Source organism: Pseudomonas mendocina (assembly GCF_003008615.1).
GTDB classification, from domain to species: domain Bacteria; phylum Pseudomonadota; class Gammaproteobacteria; order Pseudomonadales; family Pseudomonadaceae; genus Aquipseudomonas; species Aquipseudomonas mendocina_C.
The window spans coordinates 2,794,740-2,812,404 of the sequence record NZ_CP027657.1 but is presented as its reverse complement, the minus strand read 5'-3'; the positions used below and the strand labels follow the sequence as shown (position 1 = coordinate 2,812,404).

Sequence of the window (17,665 nt, the reverse complement as noted above, 5' to 3'; positions counted from 1 at the left end):
TTTTTCGGCGTTCAAACGCAAGCGGCCTCTCGCCTCGAGAAGGAGGCGAGAGGCCGCGACATGCGAATTACAGCAAATCAGTCGTGCTTGTAGCCACTGCTGGTGCAGCCCAGGCAGCGTACGAAGGCCTCTTTGCCTGGCTCGACCACCAGTGCCTGAGCGGCTTCGCCAACGTTACCACCAAGAGCTGTGAACGGCAGGCTGACGACAAAAGCTGCAGCACCGATCGCTGTAGCACCGATCAGCAGCGGGCGAGCGATGACCAGGTCGCCGATCATGGAAAAGGCTTTAGGAGCCTCGACGGTGTAGAGCGGATCGCCGCTGGCGTTCTGCTGAACCACTTCCGCTTGCGCCGATAGCGCCAGCAGGCCAGAGGTCAGCGCCAGGACAGCAGCGGAAGTGCGGAACGCTTTCATGAATCGATCCTTCAGGTTATTCGGGAAAGTGCCAGTAACTATAACAGCGCATTGGTAATTGTCAGCGTGACGGACGTCAATCGCCATGAAAGGCGTATTCCGGCTTTTTCGGCACATAAGGACGAAAGAACACCAGCATCGCGGCCAGATCGGCCTTCTCGTCACCCGTTGGCTGAAAAGTCGGGCCGATCACCACACGGCGATTCTGATAGTCCAGCGCCCCGAGCACGATGGGCACACCCGCGCCCAGTGCGATGTGGTAGAAGCCCATCTTCCAGCGCTCGACCTTCTTGCGCGTGCCCTCGGGCGAGAGCACCAGAATGAATTCGTCATGTTCGCGAAAGGCCTGCACCGCCTGCTCTACGGTATTGAGCTTACGGTCGCGGCGGATCGCGATGCCGCCCCAGGCGCGCATCAGGCCACCGAATGGCCAGCGGAAGATGCTGTGTTTGCCGAACCAGCGCGCATTCAGACGCAGCACGAATTTCAGCGCAATGAAGATCACGAAGTCCCAGTTGGAGGTGTGGTGAGCGCCAATGGCGACGAACTTATCGAGGTTCGGCAACTGCCCTTCGATACGCCAGCCCATCAGTTTCAGCACGCTGCGCCCCAGCCATTCGGCGGCCGGATTGCGCGGCAAGTAGTTACCGGACATCGATCAACCTCGGTGTTTCTTATTGTTTTCATACCAGAACGTGTTTTACGAGCTCGCGAGCTAGAGCCATACAAGGCAAAAACAGGTGAGGAAGCGGAGTGTACTTTTGTACATGAGCATTCCGAACCTGTTTTTAACGCAGTAGGGCCGACGCGCAGCAGATCGTAAACAGGTTCTCAGCGTTGGCACTTAGGACAGTACACACTCGCGCGCTGGCCCAGTTTGACCTCGCGCAGGGTGCTGCCACAGACCTTGCAGAATTCGCCGCCGCGCCCGTAGGCGAACAGTTCCTGCTGGAAGTAACCGGGCTGGCCATCACCACCGACGAAATCGCGCAACGTGGTGCCACCGCGCTCGATGGCATGGGCGAGAATGCGTTTGATCTCCTCGGCCAGGCGCAAGTAGCGCGCCCGCGAGATGGCGCCGGCCTCGCGGCGTGGATCGATACCGGCGGCGAACAGCGCTTCGGTGGCGTAGATGTTGCCGACGCCGACGACCACGGCGTTATCCATGATGAAGGGTTTCACCGCCATGCTTCGCCCGCGCGACAGCTGGAACAGCCGCTCACCGTCGAAGAGTCCACCCAGCGGCTCAGGGCCGAGCTTGCTCAGCAGTTCGTGGCGCAGCGGGTCTTCGCTCCACAGCAGCGCGCCGAAACGACGGGGGTCGGTGTAACGCAGCGCCAAGCCCGACTCCAGCTCGATATCTACGTGCTCATGCTTGGCCGCGGGCAGGCCACACTCGACCAGACGCAGGCTGCCGGACATGCCCAGGTGGCTGATCAAACTGCCCACTTCGGCCTTGATCAGCAGGTACTTGGCGCGGCGCTCGACGCATTCGATGCGCTGGCCGGACAGGCGCACGTCCAGATCCTCAGGGATCGGCCAACGCAAACGGCGCTCACGCACGATCACGCGACTGACGCGCGCGCCAATGAGGTAGGGCGCGATACCGCGGCGAGTGGTTTCGACTTCTGGTAATTCGGGCATGACGGCACTACTGGTGTGAAACGGCGGGCAACCTTAGCAGGCAGAATAGGGCTAACGGTAGATACCGAGCGCAACCCTCAGTCCGCGCCAAGATCACGGATGCTCTCGCGCAGGTTCTCGAAGTCGTATTCGGACAGGCCGACGTAATCCAGCACCAGCGCTTCGATGCTTTCCCACTCATGATCTTCACTCTGGTTGCCCAGCACCTGATAACTACGGCAGATGTGCTCGGCCATTTTCAGGATGGCCAGAAGGTTCTTCAGTTGCGCATCGCGGCCATTGTCATCGCTGAAGATCGCCAAGGCGTTGTGGTGATTGGCGATCGCCTCACACAGGTGCATCGGCAGGTTCCACGACTTGGCAGTGAAATAGCCGACCACCGCGTGGTTGGTATTGAGCAGGCGGTTTTCGGTATCGACCACGCGCCGCTCACGGCTGGCACTGGCGTAGGATTCCTCAAGCACGTCCATGTAGCTGGGGAAGCGCTTGAGCATCAGCGGGATGCCGCAATTGTGGAACAACCCCAGCGTGTAGGCCTCGTCCATCGATTCGCAGCCGATACGCTTGGCCAGTGTCATGCAGGTCATGGCCACATCCTGGGCGGTATCCCAGAAGCGGTTCAGGGTGACGATAGTCTCGTCGCTCATCTCCCCGCGGATCGACAAGGCGTTGACCATGTTGATCACCGAGTTGCTACCCAGCAGGTTGACCGCCCGCTGGATCGAGCTGACCTTGTTCACCAGGCCGAAGTAAGGCGAATTGACGATCTTCAACAACGCCCCGGACAGTCCTGGATCCTGGCTGATTAGCCGCGAGATGGCCTTGAGATCGGGATTGGGCATGACCTGCTCGAACTGCAGATCGACCATGATCTGCGGCTGCGGCGGCACACTGATGCCCTGCAGAAATTTCTGGATCTGCTCGGCGGAAAGTTCTTTGTCCATGGGCGCGGAAGGAAAAGGTGATAGAGCGCACAGTCTACCCTGCGCGTGAGGGGTTTTGCCCACCCCTGCGACGGGAAATCTGCATGCAATAGATTCATTCGAGCAGACCGATGGCAAGGCACTTTCCATCGCCTCGCAAGCAGCCACCGAGCAGCTCGTTTAGAATGCGCGTTTTTGCCCGACGGAGCCCACCATGTCCCTGCCCAGCCTGCGCCTGAAAGCCAATGCCGACCGACGCCTGCGCGCCGGCCACCTGTGGGTCTACAGCAACGAAATCGATGTTGCTGCTACACCGCTGCACAGTTTCGAGGCTGGCGATCAGGCGATCCTCGAAGCCGCTGGCGGCAAGCCGCTGGGCATCGTCGCCATGAGCCCGAACAACCTGATCTGCGCCCGCCTGCTGTCACGCGACATCAAGCACGTGTTGGATAAGTCGCTGCTAGTGCATCGCCTCAACGTTGCCCTGAGCCTGCGCGAACGCCTGTTCGACCAGCCCTGCTACCGCCTGGTGTACGGCGACTCCGACTTGCTGCCAGGCCTGGTGGTCGACCGTTTCTTCGACATTCTGGTGGTGCAATTGGCCTCGGCAACCATGGAGCGCCACAAGGACGACGTGCTGGCCGCGCTGATCCAGGTGCTCAAGCCCAGCGGCATCCTGCTCAAGAACGACTCCGCCGCGCGCGACGCCGAAGGCCTTGAGCGCTACGTCGACACCGCCTTCGGCGTGGTGCCGGAGTGGGTCGCCCTGGAGGAGAATGGCGTGAAGTTCGAAGCACCGGTGATCGAAGGGCAGAAAACCGGCTGGTTCTACGACCACCGCATGAACCGCGCGCGCCTGGCGCCCTACGTAAAGGGTAAGCGCGTGCTCGATCTGTTCAGCTACATCGGCGGCTGGGGCGTGCAAGCGGCGGCCTTTGGCGCCAGCGAAGTCTTCTGCGTAGACGCTTCAGCCTTCGCCCTGGACGGCGTCGAGCGCAACGCCACGCTCAACGGCTTCGCCGAGAAGGTCACCTGCGTGGAAGGTGACGTGTTCGCCGCCCTACGCGAACTGAAATCCGCCGAAGAACGCTTCGACGTGGTGATCGCCGACCCACCCGCGTTCATCAAGCGCAAGAAGGACATCAAGAATGGCGAAGCGGCCTACCGCCGCCTCAACGAAACCGCCATGCGCCTGCTCAACAAGGACGGCATCCTGGTCAGCGCCAGCTGCTCCATGCACCTGGAAGAAGACAACCTGCAGAACATCCTGCTGACCAGCGCGCGTCATCTGGATCGCAACATTCAACTGCTCGAGCGCGGCGCCCAGGGCCCGGATCACCCGGTACACCCAGCGATCAACGAGACCCGCTATATCAAGAGCCTCACCGTTCGCCTTCTGCCCAACAGCTAAGACCAAACTCTTGCATGGTGCGCTGCCGTGCGCACCAGAAGGGGAGACTCGCCTCGAAGATGCCCCTATTAATCGGTGCGCACAGCTGTGAGCTTGCAGTTGTATTGGCACAGCTACTTGGAGGAGGTGTCGAAAAGATGAGATGGGTTGCCACGTTACAGCTGGTGCGTCGAACAGCAGGACAACGATGCAATCTCGGATCGGCAGTGCCAAAGCTGAAACAGACAGAAGCCATGGCCATTCGTAGAGTGTTTGGCATTGGTGGCAGGCAGGATGTCAAAACCTGCCGCCTAAAATAGCCGAGCTCCCGCAAGAGCAATCCTGAAGACTACCAGTCTTCAGACCATCCAGCCTCCGGCCCAGACAACACGACCAATGATCTGTAGTTCCGCCAGACGATCCTTGGGAACCGTCATGGGCTGGTATTCCCTATTGTGGCTGATGATCAGCACCGAACCATCGAACTGACGCTGTAAGCGCTTGGCATACAGGTGGTCATCCAGCAGAACTACATACACGCCTTCGCCTTCCAGCGTATTGCGGCGTTGATCGACCATGACCGTGTCGCCATCCTCCAGCAGCCCGGTCATTGAGTCTCCGTCGACCCGCAGACACGCCAGATCGGCCGGATTGAGGCCTTTCTTGCGCAGGCTGTAGCGCGTGAACGACAAGCTCACGAGGATGCGGCTGCGCTCGTTCCAGGCGCCATTTCCAGCACTGCAACGGGCATCGTAGAGCGGCACGTAGGCGTAAGTGTCTTCCTCGGCCTTGCTGGTCGCGCCAAACGCCAGCCACAACGGGTCGACCCCATTGGCCTGGGCTATCTGCGCGAGGCGGTCGAGGGTGGGGTAGGTTTCCTTGCTCAGATAACTGCGTATCGCTCCTTCAGAAAGCCCACATTTACGCGCAAAAGCGCGTGCACCTGTGTTGCTCATCATCTCCTTGAGACGCTCTCCAAAGCATCCGATTCCGCCAAGAGGAATGGGATGATCTGGCTCATGGCTATCCTTTTCATCCGATTCTGCGTAACTCATTGATTTACCTGGCCTTGCGCTTTTATTCGCACTGATTGCATTTAAAAAACAACCGGATGCGCTTTTATCCGATTGACTTGCTCTTTTTTTAGCGTACCTTATGCCCTAGGTCACGTTAGACATCCCAAAAAACCGCCCTCGCTGGCGGTCACCGGACATGAGCATGAACACAGTAGAAGTCGATATTCCCGCTGCGCCTTCTCATCGATGGGAATGGATCAAGTTTCAGCTGCGACTGAGGGGCACCTCGCTAGCCGATATCGCCAGAACGCTCAAGGTCACTGGCTCCGCGGTAAAAAATGCCAAACACCTGCCATACCCGCGGGTCGAGCGTGCCATCGCCAGTGCTCTGGGCCTGTCGCCAGCGCTGATCTGGCCCGAGCGTTGGCTGTCCAAGGAGCAGCCCAAACGCTGCCGGCCAGGCCGTGGCGAGGCCATGGCAGGCAACGCCCAAGAGAATACCCCAGCTTATGACCTTGGGCACCGTAAAACAGGGACGGAGAAATAAACATGCATCACGGAAAAGACAGCCATGGCGGCATTCTTGCCTTGCCGAGCTGCGCCCTGGCAGACCAGTTCCTGCGCGCTGGGGGCAAAGGCCATGCATAGCTGGTACACCGCCAAGGAGCTGGCCGGCTTGCCCGGCATGCCGGGCACCGACCGCAATGTCAGGTTGCTGGCCGAGCGCAAGAGCTGGGAGGGCAGGCGTAGGGCTGGATCGAAAGCCATCGAGTACAGCTTTTCCATACTGCCCCTTGAGGTGCAGACCGCCCTCGTTGCACGTTCGGTACAGGGCGATTTGCCTGCGCCGCCCCCTCGCCCCACCGCTCATCATCTGCTGATTGCGCCTCAGCGCGATGGCGCCTCACGTCTGACCGATGGACAGCGCGAGGTGATGGCTGCTCGGGTGGCGCTCATCCGCGAGATCGAACGCTTGAGCCAACTGGTTAGCCAGCAGCAAGCGATCATGACCCTGGTCGAGCTGGCGCGTAGTGGTCACCTGAGCGCGTACCTCGACGAGCGCGTCGAGCGGGCCAACGATCGCAAGAATGCCGAGCGCAGCCTCAGTGAACGAACGTTGAAACGCTGGCTGGCGGACTTTCGCAGACGGGGCGAAATTGCCCTGGCTCCCGTGCGGCGCAAACCGGACATGAGCGTGCCGACCTGGGCGCCGGTGTTCCTCCGCCACTACCAGCGCCCGCAGAAGCCGAGCATTGAGGCGGCATATGCGACCTTTCAGGTCGAATATCCCGGCTGCCCAAGCATCCATGTCGTGCGCCGCTTCCTGGCCAAATTGGCGCCCCAGGTACGCGAGCAGGGGCGGATGGGCAGCAGGGAACTGAAGTCCCTCAAGGCATTCAACCGCCGCGCTGCCGATATGCTCTGGCCCAATGATGTCTGGATCGCTGACGGTCATACCTTCGATGCCGAGGTAATCAACCCGCTGACCGGACAGATATTCCGTCCCGAGATCACGCTGGTGATCGACTGGGGCACCCGCCGCATCGTCGGTTTTTCCGTCAACCTGGCCGAGTCGACCATCGCCACCCTCGATGCCCTGCGCGACGGGGTAAGCCGGGTTGGCATGTACAAGGTTCTGTATGTCGACAACGGCAGCGGCTTCGACAACGCCGTCGTCTATGAGGTGAACGACCGCCTGGGTGGCACCATCACCCATTCGCTGCCCTACAACTCGCAAGCGCGTGGTGTCATCGAGCGCCCACACAAGACCATTCTGGTACGTCTGGCCAAGGCCTATGCCAGTTATGTCGGCGTCGATATGGACAGCGAGGCAGCGACTCGAGTCCACCGCCTGTCACGCAAACAACTGGCCTCTGGTAGCCAGCCGAAACAGATTCCCACCTTCGAGGCCTTTTTCGCGGATCTGCAGAACGCCCTCGACCAGTACAACAGCACCCCGCACCGCGGGTTGGCGAAATGCCGCGATATCCACAGCGGGAAGTTGCGCAACCAGAGCCCGTTGGAGTCCTGGCAATCAGCGCTGACAGAAGGCTGGGAGCCGCTCAAAGCCGATGCAGATGTGTTGTCCGCATTGATTCGACCACGGGTGGTACGAACCACCCATCGGGCCGAGGTGCGCTTCAGCGGCAGCATCTACTTCCTGGCAGAGCTGGAACCATTGCATGGCCAGCAAGTAAGCGTGGCCTATGACTTTCGTGATGCCAGCCGCGTGTGGGTACACACCCTGGAGGGTGAGCTGATCGGTGAGGCGATGCTAAACGGCAACAGCACCCCGGCCATGCCACAAAGCCTGTTGGACAAGGCCGCCGCGAAGCGCGAGCGCGGTCAACTGGCGCGCCTGGTCAGGAAGGCCAAGACCGTGACCGGTCATGACGTGGAGCTATGCGTAATTACACCAGAAGCGCGTATTGCCGAGCTGTCTGCTGAACAGTTGGACGCTGCCCGCGAACAGGCCGCCTTGGAGCAGGTGCGCCGGCAGGCCGAATTCGAGGTGCCGGAAAACGCCATGGCTCGCTATGACCTTTGGCAGGAGCTGGATGACCGCCATCGTGCGGGCCAGTACCTGGGTGAAGAACAAGCTCGCTGGCATACGGCTTACCCGCAGCACACCGACTTCAAATCCATTCAACGCATGTACGACACCTACGCGGCCGAGCAGGCTCGCGACTGAACAGAGGAGTTCTACCATGAGCATCCCGAAAATCGTCCCTCTTACCAACGTCGGCCTGTTGTCGGCCGCCATCGAGCGCGCCCAGCAGCGTCCGGCCGGCCTGCCGGGCCTGGTGGTGATGTACGGCGCCAGCGGCCTGGGCAAATCGGTGGCCGCAGCCCACGCCGCCAGCCTGCACCGCGCCTACTACGTGGAATGTCGTGATACCTGGAGCAAGAAGGCCTTTCTGCTGGCGATTCTCTGCGAGATGTCGCTGACGCCGGCACGTACCCTGTCCGAGATGGTCGATCAGATCGCCGAGCAGTTGGGGCTGTCCGGCCGACCGCTGATCATCGATGACGTGCAATACCTGCTGGACAAGGCGCTCGCCAATGTCCTCACCGATATCTACAACGCGAGCCAGGGCGCCATCGTCCTGATCGGGGAAGAAAGCCTGGTGCCCAGCCTGATCAAGCTCGAGCGCCTGCACAACCGGGTTCTCGAATGGGTACCCGCGCAGGCCGCCAGCCTGGCCGATGTCAGGCGCCTTGCCTGCGAGAGTTACCCGGGCCTGGCTCTGGCCGAGGATCTGCTGGCTGATCTGACCAAAGCCACGCGTGGCTGCCTGCGACGCATGGCGGTGAATCTGCATCGGGTCAACAGCGAGGCCTCGGCCAGCGGCATGGACACTGTCAGCCTCGCCGCCTGGGGCAAACGCGGCTGGTTCACCGGCCAGGCCCCCGTGCGGAGGCTGGTGTGATGGCGACCGGTAGCGGCAGCAGTGTCGACATCCGTGCCTGGGGCACACAGCCACCTCTATTCATCACCCTGCTGGCCAGGGAGGTCGAGCAGAGCAACCGTACCCTCGCAGGCAAGCGACTGGGACTGAGCCGCACGGCGGTGTCTCTGGTGCTGATCAACCGCTATCCAGCGGCGACCACCGCTGTCGAACAACGGGTGCTGGAAACACTGGGCCGCATCCAGTGCACGGCTCTGGGCAATGCCATCACTGCAGAGCAGTGCCAAAGCCATCACCAACGCAAGGCGCCCACCCATAACCCCCAGGCCATGCAGCTCTGGCGTGCCTGCCAGCACTGCGCCAACAACCCCAACTGCGCCCGGCGCAAGGAGCGCAACCATGTCTAAGCCACTATCGGAGGATTCACGGATGAACATGCAACAGCCCCTGCCCATGGGCTACCGCCAGGATGCACAGGGCCGCTTGATTCCGGAGAGCATGATCAAGCCCATCGACCAGGAGCGCGATGCCCTGGTGCGCCGCCTGGTCGATCAGGCCGGCACCCTGAACAACGCCCTGGCCAGTTTCAAGGCCACGGTATTCGGTGATGTACGTGCCTTCATCGAAATGAGTTTCGAGGAGTACGGCGCCCGGGTCGGCGGCAAGAAGGGCAACGTCACCCTGCTGAGTTTCGATGGCCGCTACAAGTTGCAGATCTCCGTGCAGGACTCGATCAGCTTCGACGAGCGCCTGCAGGCCGCCCGGGCGTTGATCGACGAATGCCTGGCCGAATGGACCGAGGGAGCCCGGCCGGAGGTAGTTACCCTGGTCAACGATGCCTTCCGCACGGACACCAAGGGTGAGATCCGCACGGCGCGGGTGTTGGCCCTGCGTCGCCTGGAGATCAACGACGAGCGCTGGCAGCGGGCGATGAAGGCGATCGGCGAGGCCTGCCAGGTGATCGGCTCCAAGGAGTACCTGCGTATCTACGAGCGCATCGCTGACAGCGAACAGTATCGGCCTATCAGCCTGGATATCGCCGCAGTGATCATGCCCGGCATGGCTGGCCAGCAGGCGCTGAGCGCCTGATCTGCGACCTCACCACCTATTGATATCAAGAGAAATCGAGCGAAACCGCTTCCGGCCCTGCCGGAGGTGATCTGCCCAGCGTGGTGGCTGGGTACTGATGAGCAGCCGAGTGAACATCGACCAATGCACACGCACGGCCTTCCTGGCCATGCACAGCCTGCTCACAGGCCTATGAGGCCACACGCCACAGGAGGGTGGTATGAGCGATAAAGACCTGCTCGGCGACGAGCTGTCGAAAGAGATTCTGGAGCATCTGCAGACGCCGGCGATCCGCGCCAAATGGCCGAAGGCACTGGCCGACCTGGTCAGCGTGATAGAGGCGGCCTACCTGCGCGCCGGCGATGCCCCCGAGGCCGCCCGAACCCGGGCCTTCGTCACGGTGCGCGCCTTGTCCCGCTATGCCGGCGGCCGTCAGCTGTACATGCCCAAGGGCGATGTGCTGGAGCGTGCACTGCGCGATCGGGATATCTGGGCCAGATACAAGGGTAACAATGTCGACGATCTGGCCGAGGCATTCGAGCTGACGGTGGTGCAGATCTATTCGATCATCGCCGAGCAGCGCGCCCTGCATCGGCAACGGTTGCAGCCTTCGCTGTTCTGAACAAAAGGCTTTACAGAGGGCGCCTGGCCGCCATTGAATAAGCCTGCGCCGAGCCCCACTGGTCTGCCTGGTTGCTGTAGCAAAGCGCTTTAATCCCGAGCGGCGATTGCCGCGTCTTACTGTCACTGCTCCTTTTGCATCGGAGCAAGCGCAGTGTCCGCGTTCCATCTTGATTACCCCAACGGCGACTTCTGCTCGGCCGAGTCGGCATGCGCCTGCCCGGCAGGGATGGGCAAATGAACGGCAAGGCCCGTCTCGCCGCGGGTGCCCTGGCCATCGCCCTGCCGCTGGTGGGCTATTTCGAAGGCCGTAGCCTGGTGGCCTACCTCGACCCGGTCGGTATCCCGACCATCTGCGACGGCATCACCCAGGGCGTGGCCCTCGGCCAGAGCAAAACCGACGCCGAGTGCGATGCGCTGCTGGCTGCCGAACTGGGGCGGGCTGTCGCCACCGTCGATCGCCTGATCCGCCAGGCGCAACCCGATAGCCGCCGGGCCGCGCTGGCGTCCTTCGTCTACAACGTCGGTGGTGGCGCGTTCGAACGCAGCACCCTGCTGCGCAAGCTCAATAAGGGTGATATCGCCGGTGCATGTGCGGAGCTGAGTCGCTGGGTATATGCCGGAGGGCGCGTACTCCCCGGCCTGGTCAAGCGCCGCGCAGCGGAGCGCAAGCTGTGCGAGGCCGGACTGTGAGCAGCTATCTGCGCCTCTGGCTGCCACTGCTGGGCGCACTGGCCCTGTATCTGCTGATCGGTTTTATCGAGCAGTCGGCCCATGACGCCGGTTATTCCAAGGCGAGGGCCGAAGGTGAGCTGGAGCTGGCCCGATTGCGCAGTGCCCACCAGCAGCAGGAACTGCAGCGCGCGCGCAGCGCCGCGGATGCCGCCGAGGCGGCGACAGACCGCCTGCGACAAGAACTGGCGCGTAACGACCGGCTTGCCGCAGATCTGGCCGAGCAGCAACGCCAACACCGCCGAACCACCGACCGACTTTCCGGGGAGATTGCCCGTGTCAACGACCTGTACCGCACGGCGCTCGATAGCGCGCCTGAACCTCTGCCTGCTTGCGTGTTCACTCGTGGCTTTGTCCGCCTGTGGGACGAAGCCAGCGGCGCCCATATGCCCGCGTCCGCCGATCCCGGCCGAGCTGCTGCGCAAGGCGCCGAAACCCGAGCCCTTGAGCAGCTCGATTCAGGCCTCGGCCAGCGCGCGCTCCTCGCCCACCATATCCGCTACGCCGAGCAGTGCCGCAACACTGCCGCGCAGCTGGATGCCCTGATCGACGCCATGGAGGGTCTGCACTGATGTCACTGGAGCTTGCCGAACTGATCGGCTGGGCAATTTCGTTGCTGTCGATCTTCACCACGGTGGTGGTCGGCCTGGTGAAACTGCTGCTCAACAGTTTCGAGAAGCGCCTGGCCGAGCGCTTTTCCGCCCAGGATGAAGCGCGCAAGGCGGCCAACCAGCACTGGGCGGAAAACTTCGCCAAGGTGCGTGATCGCCAGGACAAGGATGCCGAGATCGTAGTGCAGCTGGAGCGTTCGTTCCTGCGCTTCCAGGCCGAACTGCCGCTCGAATATGTGCGACGCGAGGATTGGGTACGCGGGCAATCGGTGATCGAGGCCAAGCTCGATGGCCTGGCCCTGAAGTTCGAAAATATCCTGCTCAAGGGATCGCGACATGAGTGATCGCGCCAGCTAGGGCCGATATCCCCCACTGACCTCCGGGGCTGTAACTCTGCAGCCCTCAGCCACCCCTGCTACTTCCCCCTTCTGCTTACCACTCATGGGCGACAAGCCCAGGGCTTCGATCGAAGCCTGCTCCTGCCCTCCGTCGTTTCTCCTCTCTGCCAGGCAAACCCCACCGTTCAAGGCCATGCAGCCGTTTCCGCCAGCAGGCGGGCGGCTCTGCATATCTCGGTCGTGCCCTCTAACAGCCCCGCCCATCTTTCTCCTTCGGCCATCGCCAGGCCTGTTCGATCTGGTCGCCCGTGGCGAGTCTCTGCCGGGTTCCAAGCTCTGAGCGCCACCTTCATCCACGTTGACGGCCAAACAGGCGTTAGACCCCCGTTAGATTCGCGTGCCGGTGCATGGCCAGGCAGTCAGGCGCCTCGGGCCGCCGCGCCTTCTCCATAAGGACTGCATAGACGGTCGCTCCATCTGGCCGGATTACCTCGTCTGCAGCAGCAAAACCCTTTAATCCCGGGCACCGGGGCCGGCGCTCCAAGATGGCCCCATGAAAACGAAGCCATCCACTCCAGCCGCCGCATCCCCTCTCGCCCGCCAGACGGCTAGCGAGCAGGGCCCTGCCGGCGATATCGACTCCCTGCCATGGCGTGCGCCGCACGCAGTCGAGGTGCGCCAATGCTGAGCGCGATCGAAGACGCCATCGCCGAGCGCTGCCACAAGGTCGCTGGCGCTTATGTCTCCACAATCCAGGAGCTGCCAGGTGCCTGGGACGACAGCAGCCTGGCGGAGATCCTCAGCGATCTGCCCGGCATCTATATCAACTGGTCGGGCGGCGCTGCCGCTGCCGGTTCACGTGCCCTGCTCGACAGCCAGTACGGCGTCTACATCGTCACCGGGCAGAACAGCAACGAACGCGTCCGGCGTCGTGGCGACGCCAGCATGGTCGGCGCCTACCAGTTGCTGGAGCGCGTCGTGCCAGGCCTGCACGGCCTATCCATCGAGGGTATCGGCACGCTCCAGCTGGAGCGCCTGGAGAACCTCTATTCGGCGCAGGCCGAACAGCACGGCGTGGCCATCTACGGCGCCTTCTTCGTGCTCAACAAGCTGCTGTTCCCAGCTGCCCTGAGCAGCGCCGGCCTCGCTGACTTCACCCACTACCACAGCAACAGCAAGGTGCCGGACGGTCCTGACAGCGAAACCCATCTCACCCTGCCCGCGGGCAGCGAGGTACAGCCATGACTCAACGAAACATCAAACCAGCCCACGCGGGCCTGATCGTGCGGCGCCCGGAGAACGCCCGCCCTATCGCCGCGCAAGGCGAACAGGTCGAGTGGTCTGCCTACTGGCAGCGCCGCTGGAACGAAGGCGACATCGTCGATGCGCCGCACAGCACACAAGCAAGACAGGAGCCACCGAAGGTGAAGCGATCCCAGGTTGCAATCAAGAAAGGAGGTGCCAAGTAATGGCCATCAGTTCCACTGTATTCAATGAAATCCCCGCGGCGCTACGCATTCCGGGCTGGTACGTCGAGTTCGACAACCGCCTGGCCGGCAACGCCGTGTTTCAGGGCAAGCTGCTGGTGCTTGGGCAGATGCTCGAAAGCGGCAATGCCCAGCCCCTGGTGCCGGTGCGGGTAACCCGCCAGGGCCAGACCGACGAACTGTTCGGCCGTGGCTCGATGCTGGCCGAGCAGTTCCAGGCCATCAAGAACATCGATCTGTACACCGAAACCTGGGCCCTGCCCATGAGCGATGCGGCCCTGTCCATCAAGGCCAAGGGTGCCATCGTGGTCGCCGCTGGCCCGGCAGAAACCCGGCCGCTGGCCCTGTACATCGCCGGCTACCGTGTCTGGTGCGAGATGGTGGCGGGTGCCAACCCGGTCGCTACGGCGCAAGCCATCGCCGATGCCATCAACGCCGACGGCCGTCTGCCGGTGTTGGCCAGCATCGCCAGCGAAACCCCGGAGCGAGTGGACATCACCTGCCGCTGGGGCGGTGAAACCGGCAACGCCATTTCCCTGGGTGACAGCCTCAAGGGCGAGGAGCGCACCGCCGGCCTGAGCCTGACCTATACCGCTCCGGCAGGGGGCGCGGTCAACCCCGACCTGCTCGATGCCGTGGCGGCCATGGGTGGCGAATGGTGGAACTGGATCTGCCTGCCTTACACCGATGCCACCTCGCTGGAAGCGATCGAGGTCGAGCTGGCCAAGCGTTACGGCCCGATGCGCCAGATCGGCGGCCGCGCCTTCGCTGCCTTCCGTGGCAGCCATGCCGCTGCAGCCGCACTGGGCAACAGCCGCAACTCGCCGCACCTGTCGGTCATGGGCATGGGCGCCTCGCCCAGCGCGCCGTGGATCTGGGCTGCAACCAACGCCATCGTCGCTGCCAAGGCCCTGGCCGTCGACCCGGCACGTCCGCTGCAACGCCTGCCGCTGCCTGGCCTGATCGGCCCGCGCGAAGATCAACGCTGGGACGACGCCGAGCGCAACCTGCTGCTGTTCGACGGTATCGCAACGCATACCGTGGCGGTCGACGGCACCGTGCAGATCGAGCTGCAGATCACCACCTACCAGCGCAATGCGGCGGGCGTGGCGGATGACAGCTACCTGCTGATCAACACCCCCGAGACCCTGGAGCGCATTCGCTACGAGCAACGCAGCACGTTCGCCCAGAAATACCCACGGCACAAGCTCGCCGCGGATGCCGATCGCGCGCTGTACGACCCCAGCCAGCCGGTGATGACACCCAAGGTGTGCAAGGGCGAGCTGCTCGGCCTCTACCTGCAGACGTTCATGGGCGAGCGTGCCTGGGTACGTGACTACGAGGGCTACAAGGAAAGCCTGCAGGTCGATATCGACCCGGACAACCCGAACCGCCTCAACGTCATCGATCAGCCAATGCTGATCGGCCAATACAGCGTCCATGCCCAGCAGACGCAGTTCCGCCGTTAATCAGAGGAGAACCACATGAGCGGAAAAATCACCGGGATCGCCACGATTCGCATCGATGGCCGTGAATTCCCCACCGAGAAAGGGGCGACCCTCAACCCTGGCGGGGTCAAGCGCACCACGCGCATGGCCGGCAACCGCGTGCATTACAACGAGGAAGCCGTGGCGCCGACGCTGCAGTGCTCGGTGCTGCATACCGATGAGATCGATCTGATCGACCTCAACGCCATCACCAACGCCACCGTGCTGGTCGAGTGCGACAACGGCCAGGACTACCTGCTGACCGGTGCCTTCGTGACCGAGACCGCAGAGCTCACCACAGCCGAAGGCAAGGTGCGCCTGAACCTCGCCGCGCACCGCTGCGAAAGGATCTGAGCCATGACCAGCGATTTTCTTGCCGGTCTCGGCCTGAGTGAAGCAGAGCGTGGGCGTATCCAGGATCTGGGCGACTCCCTGCGGGTCACCCTGCTGGCGCCCATTACCTACCGCCACAGCAAGCTCGAGGGTGAGCGCACGCTCACCGAGCTGAGCCTGGTCAAGACGCTCAAGGGCAAGCACCTCAAGGCCATGGATCAGGCCGGCAGTGGCGGCATTGCCCAGAGCCTGGCCCTGGTCGGGGCCCTCGCGGGGGTGCCGGCCCAAGCCATGGACGAACTGGATGCGCGCGACATGGAGGTCGTGCTGGCGGTAGTCGAGCCTTTTTTGCCCAAGCCCCGGCGGACTGGGATGTCCTGATCCGCGTCGTGGCGACGGCATTTGGCGGTTTCAACCCGCTTGACCTGTTGGAAATGGAGCTGAGCGACCTGCGTTGGTGGCTCGGTCAGGCGGAAAAGTTGGCAGAGGAAATGAAACGACATGGCGGATGAAATCAGAGTAACGGTGACCCTGGATATGCAGGATCGGTTGACCCCGGCCCTGAACCAGGCTGCCGAAGCCTCGGCTGGCGCCTTCGCTCGGATCGCTTCGTTCGGTCAGCGCCTGGCCGCCATAGGCACCGTCGCAGCAGGGATTGGCGGGAACGTCGGGCGTATGGTCGACGGCTTCGCCACCCTTGGCAACGAGGTCCAGAGCAACTCGGAGCGCCTTGGCGTCGGGCTCGGCTGGCTGCAGGAGTGGCAGTACGCCGCCCGGCAGTTCGGCGCCGACAATGGCGCCCTGGTCTCCGGCCTCAAGGAACTCAGCCTGCAAGCCGAGGAATTCCTGGCCACCGGGGGTAGCAGCGCGGCCGAGTCGTTCAAGCGTCTGGGTATTGGCGCTGAGGATCTGCAGGCCACGGCCGGAGACACCGAGAAGCTCCTCGAACTGGTGGCTTCGCGCCTAGGCCGTATCGAAGCCAGCGCGGCACCGCGCGTGATCGGCGAACTGTTCGGCCGCGACGGCGAGCAACTCATCACCCTGCTGCGCCAGTCTGGCGATGAGCTGGATCGGCTGCGCCAGGCAGGCCGAGACAATGGCGCCATCATCAGCGATGAGGATGTCGAGCAGTCGCGCCTGTACATCCAGCAGATGAACCAACTGACCAGCACCCTGCAGTCGATCAAGAACACCGTGCTGGGCGCGTTGCTGCCGACCATCAACCAGTGGCTCGGCAGCCTCAACGAGCTGTCGCAGGCCAACCGCCAGGCGATCTCGCAGCAGATCGTGCAAGGGCTGCAGCAACTGGCTGCCGGCATTCAGGCGTTGGCCAGTGCCTTCACCTGGGTCGCAGGAATGGCGGGCGGCTTCGTCCCCCTGATCACCCTGGTCGCGGAGCTGATGGCCGGCAGGTTCGTGTTTTCGCTGTTCTCCGGTGCCGTGACCTTGCTGCAGTTCGGCAGCGCGCTCGGTGAGATGGCCAGCAGGTGGATTCCGCTGGCGATAGACGGGATTCGCGCATTGTCCGTGGCGCTGTTCACCACACCGATCGGCTGGATCGTGCTCGGTATCACCGCGCTGGCTGGAGCGGCGTACCTGATCTACAGCAACTGGGGCGCTATCGCCGAGTGGTTCGCTGGCCTGTGGGCGCAGATCAGGGCGTTCTTCGACCAGGGCATCGGCGCAATCCTCCAAGGCCTGCTGGCCTTCACCCCCGCCGCACAGTTGCTCAAGGCGGTCGATGCGGTGTTCGAACTCTTCGCCGGCCGCTCGCTGAGCCAGCTCGGCCGGGACTGGATCGGCGGCCTGGCCAGCGGTATCGGCGAGCGCTTCGAGCAACTGACCAGTTGGCTGCGGCAGAAGATCGGCGAACTGACCCTGTTGATGCCGGACTGGGTCGTCAAGCGCCTGGGCCTGCAACGCCCCGATGAACCCGAGGCCGCTGCCTCGACCCTGTCGGGTCTGGGCCAACCGCTGCTGGGCAATCGTCAGTCGCCCCTGCTGGCGCCCCGCTACACCGATGTGGGCGGAGAACTGCGAATCAGGATCGATGCGGACGGCAACCCACGGGTGTCGTCGATGAAGGCCAATGGTGGCCTGGGCTACAGCCTGGATAGCGGCTTGCTGGGGGTGATGTCGTGAGGCACTGCACTCCCACCCGAGCGGCTGGCCGGGCCTGCCGGCACCTG

The 17,665-nt window shown here is 62.9% G+C and carries 21 protein-coding genes and 1 other RNA gene; 17 read left to right on the top strand and 5 right to left on the bottom strand.

Annotated features, from left to right (window positions below; genetic code table 11):
• Positions 1 to 77 precede the first annotated feature (77 nt).
• From C7A17_RS13100 to C7A17_RS13085, 4 genes are all read right to left on the bottom strand, one after another.
• A complete protein-coding gene (locus C7A17_RS13100) occupies positions 78 to 416 on the bottom strand; it encodes a multidrug transporter (protein ID WP_106738448.1) in 339 nt (112 codons plus the stop codon).
• Between the two features lie 76 nt (positions 417 to 492).
• Positions 493 to 1,071, bottom strand: a complete 579-nt coding sequence (locus C7A17_RS13095) for a lysophospholipid acyltransferase family protein (protein WP_106738447.1) — start codon at positions 1,069 to 1,071, stop codon at positions 493 to 495.
• Positions 1,072 to 1,247: 176 nt separating this feature from the next.
• Complete coding sequence (gene mutM / locus C7A17_RS13090) at positions 1,248 to 2,060, bottom strand: bifunctional DNA-formamidopyrimidine glycosylase/DNA-(apurinic or apyrimidinic site) lyase (protein ID WP_106738446.1); 813 nt, start codon at positions 2,058 to 2,060, stop codon at positions 1,248 to 1,250.
• A 77-nt stretch (positions 2,061 to 2,137) separates the two neighbouring features.
• Entirely contained in the window at positions 2,138 to 3,004 is an 867-nt protein-coding gene (locus C7A17_RS13085; protein WP_106738445.1) for an HDOD domain-containing protein, read from the bottom strand.
• 193 nt (positions 3,005 to 3,197) lie between these two features.
• Here C7A17_RS13085 and C7A17_RS13080 point away from each other — a divergent pair, with 193 nt between their 5' ends.
• The gene (locus C7A17_RS13080; protein ID WP_106738444.1) at positions 3,198 to 4,394 is read left to right on the top strand and encodes a class I SAM-dependent rRNA methyltransferase; all 1,197 of its coding nucleotides are present in this window, start codon (positions 3,198 to 3,200) and stop codon (positions 4,392 to 4,394) included.
• 338 nt (positions 4,395 to 4,732) lie between these two features.
• Here the strand turns inward: C7A17_RS13080 and C7A17_RS13075 are convergent, their stop codons facing one another.
• On the bottom strand, positions 4,733 to 5,428 hold the full coding sequence (locus C7A17_RS13075) for a LexA family transcriptional regulator (protein WP_106738443.1): 696 nt from the start codon (positions 5,426 to 5,428) through the stop codon (positions 4,733 to 4,735).
• A 163-nt stretch (positions 5,429 to 5,591) separates the two neighbouring features.
• On the opposite strand from C7A17_RS13075, the gene C7A17_RS13070 reads away from it, so the two are divergent.
• The 16 genes from C7A17_RS13070 to C7A17_RS12990 all read left to right on the top strand — a co-directional run bounded on the left by C7A17_RS13070 (position 5,592) and on the right by C7A17_RS12990 (position 17,618).
• Complete coding sequence (locus C7A17_RS13070; RefSeq protein WP_106742911.1) at positions 5,592 to 5,936, top strand: helix-turn-helix domain-containing protein; 345 nt, start codon at positions 5,592 to 5,594, stop codon at positions 5,934 to 5,936.
• 93 nt (positions 5,937 to 6,029) lie between these two features.
• Entirely contained in the window at positions 6,030 to 8,081 is a 2,052-nt protein-coding gene (locus C7A17_RS13065; protein ID WP_106742908.1) for a Mu transposase C-terminal domain-containing protein, read from the top strand.
• A gap of 16 nt (positions 8,082 to 8,097) precedes the next feature.
• A complete protein-coding gene (locus C7A17_RS13060) occupies positions 8,098 to 8,820 on the top strand; it encodes an AAA family ATPase (protein WP_106738442.1) in 723 nt (240 codons plus the stop codon).
• A complete protein-coding gene (locus tag C7A17_RS13055) occupies positions 8,820 to 9,206 on the top strand; it encodes a hypothetical protein (protein ID WP_106738441.1) in 387 nt (128 codons plus the stop codon). Before C7A17_RS13060 ends, C7A17_RS13055 begins: the two co-directional genes overlap by 1 nt.
• The gene (locus tag C7A17_RS13050) at positions 9,199 to 9,888 is read left to right on the top strand and encodes a DUF3164 family protein (RefSeq protein WP_234035916.1); all 690 of its coding nucleotides are present in this window, start codon (positions 9,199 to 9,201) and stop codon (positions 9,886 to 9,888) included. The genes C7A17_RS13055 and C7A17_RS13050 overlap by 8 nt, the downstream gene beginning before the upstream one ends.
• Before the next feature lie 37 nt (positions 9,889 to 9,925).
• Positions 9,926 to 9,999: hammerhead ribozyme type II (locus tag C7A17_RS13045), an RNA gene on the top strand.
• 88 nt (positions 10,000 to 10,087) lie between these two features.
• Entirely contained in the window at positions 10,088 to 10,489 is a 402-nt protein-coding gene (locus tag C7A17_RS13040; RefSeq protein ID WP_106738439.1) for a Mor transcription activator family protein, read from the top strand.
• A gap of 236 nt (positions 10,490 to 10,725) precedes the next feature.
• Entirely contained in the window at positions 10,726 to 11,181 is a 456-nt protein-coding gene (locus C7A17_RS13035; RefSeq protein ID WP_106738438.1) for a lysozyme, read from the top strand.
• Complete coding sequence (locus C7A17_RS26765) at positions 11,178 to 11,792, top strand: DNA-packaging protein (protein WP_158704664.1); 615 nt, start codon at positions 11,178 to 11,180, stop codon at positions 11,790 to 11,792. Before C7A17_RS13035 ends, C7A17_RS26765 begins: the two co-directional genes overlap by 4 nt.
• On the top strand, positions 11,792 to 12,175 hold the full coding sequence (locus tag C7A17_RS13025; RefSeq protein WP_106738437.1) for a hypothetical protein: 384 nt from the start codon (positions 11,792 to 11,794) through the stop codon (positions 12,173 to 12,175). Before C7A17_RS26765 ends, C7A17_RS13025 begins: the two co-directional genes overlap by 1 nt.
• A 675-nt stretch (positions 12,176 to 12,850) precedes the next feature.
• Positions 12,851 to 13,414 (top strand): phage protein Gp37, encoded by a 564-nt coding sequence (locus tag C7A17_RS13015; protein WP_158704663.1) that lies wholly within the window; start codon positions 12,851 to 12,853, stop codon positions 13,412 to 13,414.
• Positions 13,411 to 13,638 carry a DUF2635 domain-containing protein gene (locus C7A17_RS13010; protein WP_106738434.1) on the top strand — a complete coding sequence of 76 codons (228 nt, stop codon included), beginning with the start codon at positions 13,411 to 13,413 and terminating at the stop codon, positions 13,636 to 13,638. The genes C7A17_RS13015 and C7A17_RS13010 overlap by 4 nt, the downstream gene beginning before the upstream one ends.
• Positions 13,638 to 15,125 carry a phage tail sheath subtilisin-like domain-containing protein gene (locus tag C7A17_RS13005; RefSeq protein ID WP_106738433.1) on the top strand — a complete coding sequence of 496 codons (1,488 nt, stop codon included), beginning with the start codon at positions 13,638 to 13,640 and terminating at the stop codon, positions 15,123 to 15,125. Before C7A17_RS13010 ends, C7A17_RS13005 begins: the two co-directional genes overlap by 1 nt.
• Before the next feature lie 15 nt (positions 15,126 to 15,140).
• Positions 15,141 to 15,497 (top strand): phage tail tube protein, encoded by a 357-nt coding sequence (locus tag C7A17_RS13000; protein WP_106738432.1) that lies wholly within the window; start codon positions 15,141 to 15,143, stop codon positions 15,495 to 15,497.
• A 3-nt stretch (positions 15,498 to 15,500) separates the two neighbouring features.
• A complete protein-coding gene (locus C7A17_RS12995) occupies positions 15,501 to 15,857 on the top strand; it encodes a phage tail assembly protein (protein WP_106738431.1) in 357 nt (118 codons plus the stop codon).
• Between the two features lie 120 nt (positions 15,858 to 15,977).
• On the top strand, positions 15,978 to 17,618 hold the full coding sequence (locus tag C7A17_RS12990) for a phage tail tape measure protein (protein WP_106738430.1): 1,641 nt from the start codon (positions 15,978 to 15,980) through the stop codon (positions 17,616 to 17,618).
• Positions 17,619 to 17,665: the final 47 nt, after the last annotated feature.

Coding starts and splice junctions, on each gene's coding strand:
- mutM (WP_106738446.1), bottom strand. CDS start 2,060: ATGCCCGAATTACCAGAAGTCGAAACCACTCGCCGCGGTATCGCGCCC.
- C7A17_RS12990 (WP_106738430.1), top strand. CDS start 15,978: ATGGCGGATGAAATCAGAGTAACGGTGACCCTGGATATGCAGGATCGG.
- C7A17_RS13065 (WP_106742908.1), top strand. CDS start 6,030: ATGCATAGCTGGTACACCGCCAAGGAGCTGGCCGGCTTGCCCGGCATG.
- C7A17_RS13075 (WP_106738443.1), bottom strand. CDS start 5,428: ATGAGTTACGCAGAATCGGATGAAAAGGATAGCCATGAGCCAGATCAT.
- C7A17_RS13100 (WP_106738448.1), bottom strand. CDS start 416: ATGAAAGCGTTCCGCACTTCCGCTGCTGTCCTGGCGCTGACCTCTGGC.
- C7A17_RS12995 (WP_106738431.1), top strand. CDS start 15,501: ATGACCAGCGATTTTCTTGCCGGTCTCGGCCTGAGTGAAGCAGAGCGT.
- C7A17_RS13055 (WP_106738441.1), top strand. CDS start 8,820: ATGGCGACCGGTAGCGGCAGCAGTGTCGACATCCGTGCCTGGGGCACA.
- C7A17_RS13070 (WP_106742911.1), top strand. CDS start 5,592: ATGAACACAGTAGAAGTCGATATTCCCGCTGCGCCTTCTCATCGATGG.
- C7A17_RS13010 (WP_106738434.1), top strand. CDS start 13,411: ATGACTCAACGAAACATCAAACCAGCCCACGCGGGCCTGATCGTGCGG.
- C7A17_RS13015 (WP_158704663.1), top strand. CDS start 12,851: ATGCTGAGCGCGATCGAAGACGCCATCGCCGAGCGCTGCCACAAGGTC.
- C7A17_RS13040 (WP_106738439.1), top strand. CDS start 10,088: ATGAGCGATAAAGACCTGCTCGGCGACGAGCTGTCGAAAGAGATTCTG.
- C7A17_RS13005 (WP_106738433.1), top strand. CDS start 13,638: ATGGCCATCAGTTCCACTGTATTCAATGAAATCCCCGCGGCGCTACGC.
- C7A17_RS13050 (WP_234035916.1), top strand. CDS start 9,199: ATGTCTAAGCCACTATCGGAGGATTCACGGATGAACATGCAACAGCCC.
- C7A17_RS13035 (WP_106738438.1), top strand. CDS start 10,726: ATGAACGGCAAGGCCCGTCTCGCCGCGGGTGCCCTGGCCATCGCCCTG.
- C7A17_RS13085 (WP_106738445.1), bottom strand. CDS start 3,004: ATGGACAAAGAACTTTCCGCCGAGCAGATCCAGAAATTTCTGCAGGGC.
- C7A17_RS13080 (WP_106738444.1), top strand. CDS start 3,198: ATGTCCCTGCCCAGCCTGCGCCTGAAAGCCAATGCCGACCGACGCCTG.
- C7A17_RS13095 (WP_106738447.1), bottom strand. CDS start 1,071: ATGTCCGGTAACTACTTGCCGCGCAATCCGGCCGCCGAATGGCTGGGG.
- C7A17_RS13000 (WP_106738432.1), top strand. CDS start 15,141: ATGAGCGGAAAAATCACCGGGATCGCCACGATTCGCATCGATGGCCGT.
- C7A17_RS13060 (WP_106738442.1), top strand. CDS start 8,098: ATGAGCATCCCGAAAATCGTCCCTCTTACCAACGTCGGCCTGTTGTCG.
- C7A17_RS13025 (WP_106738437.1), top strand. CDS start 11,792: ATGTCACTGGAGCTTGCCGAACTGATCGGCTGGGCAATTTCGTTGCTG.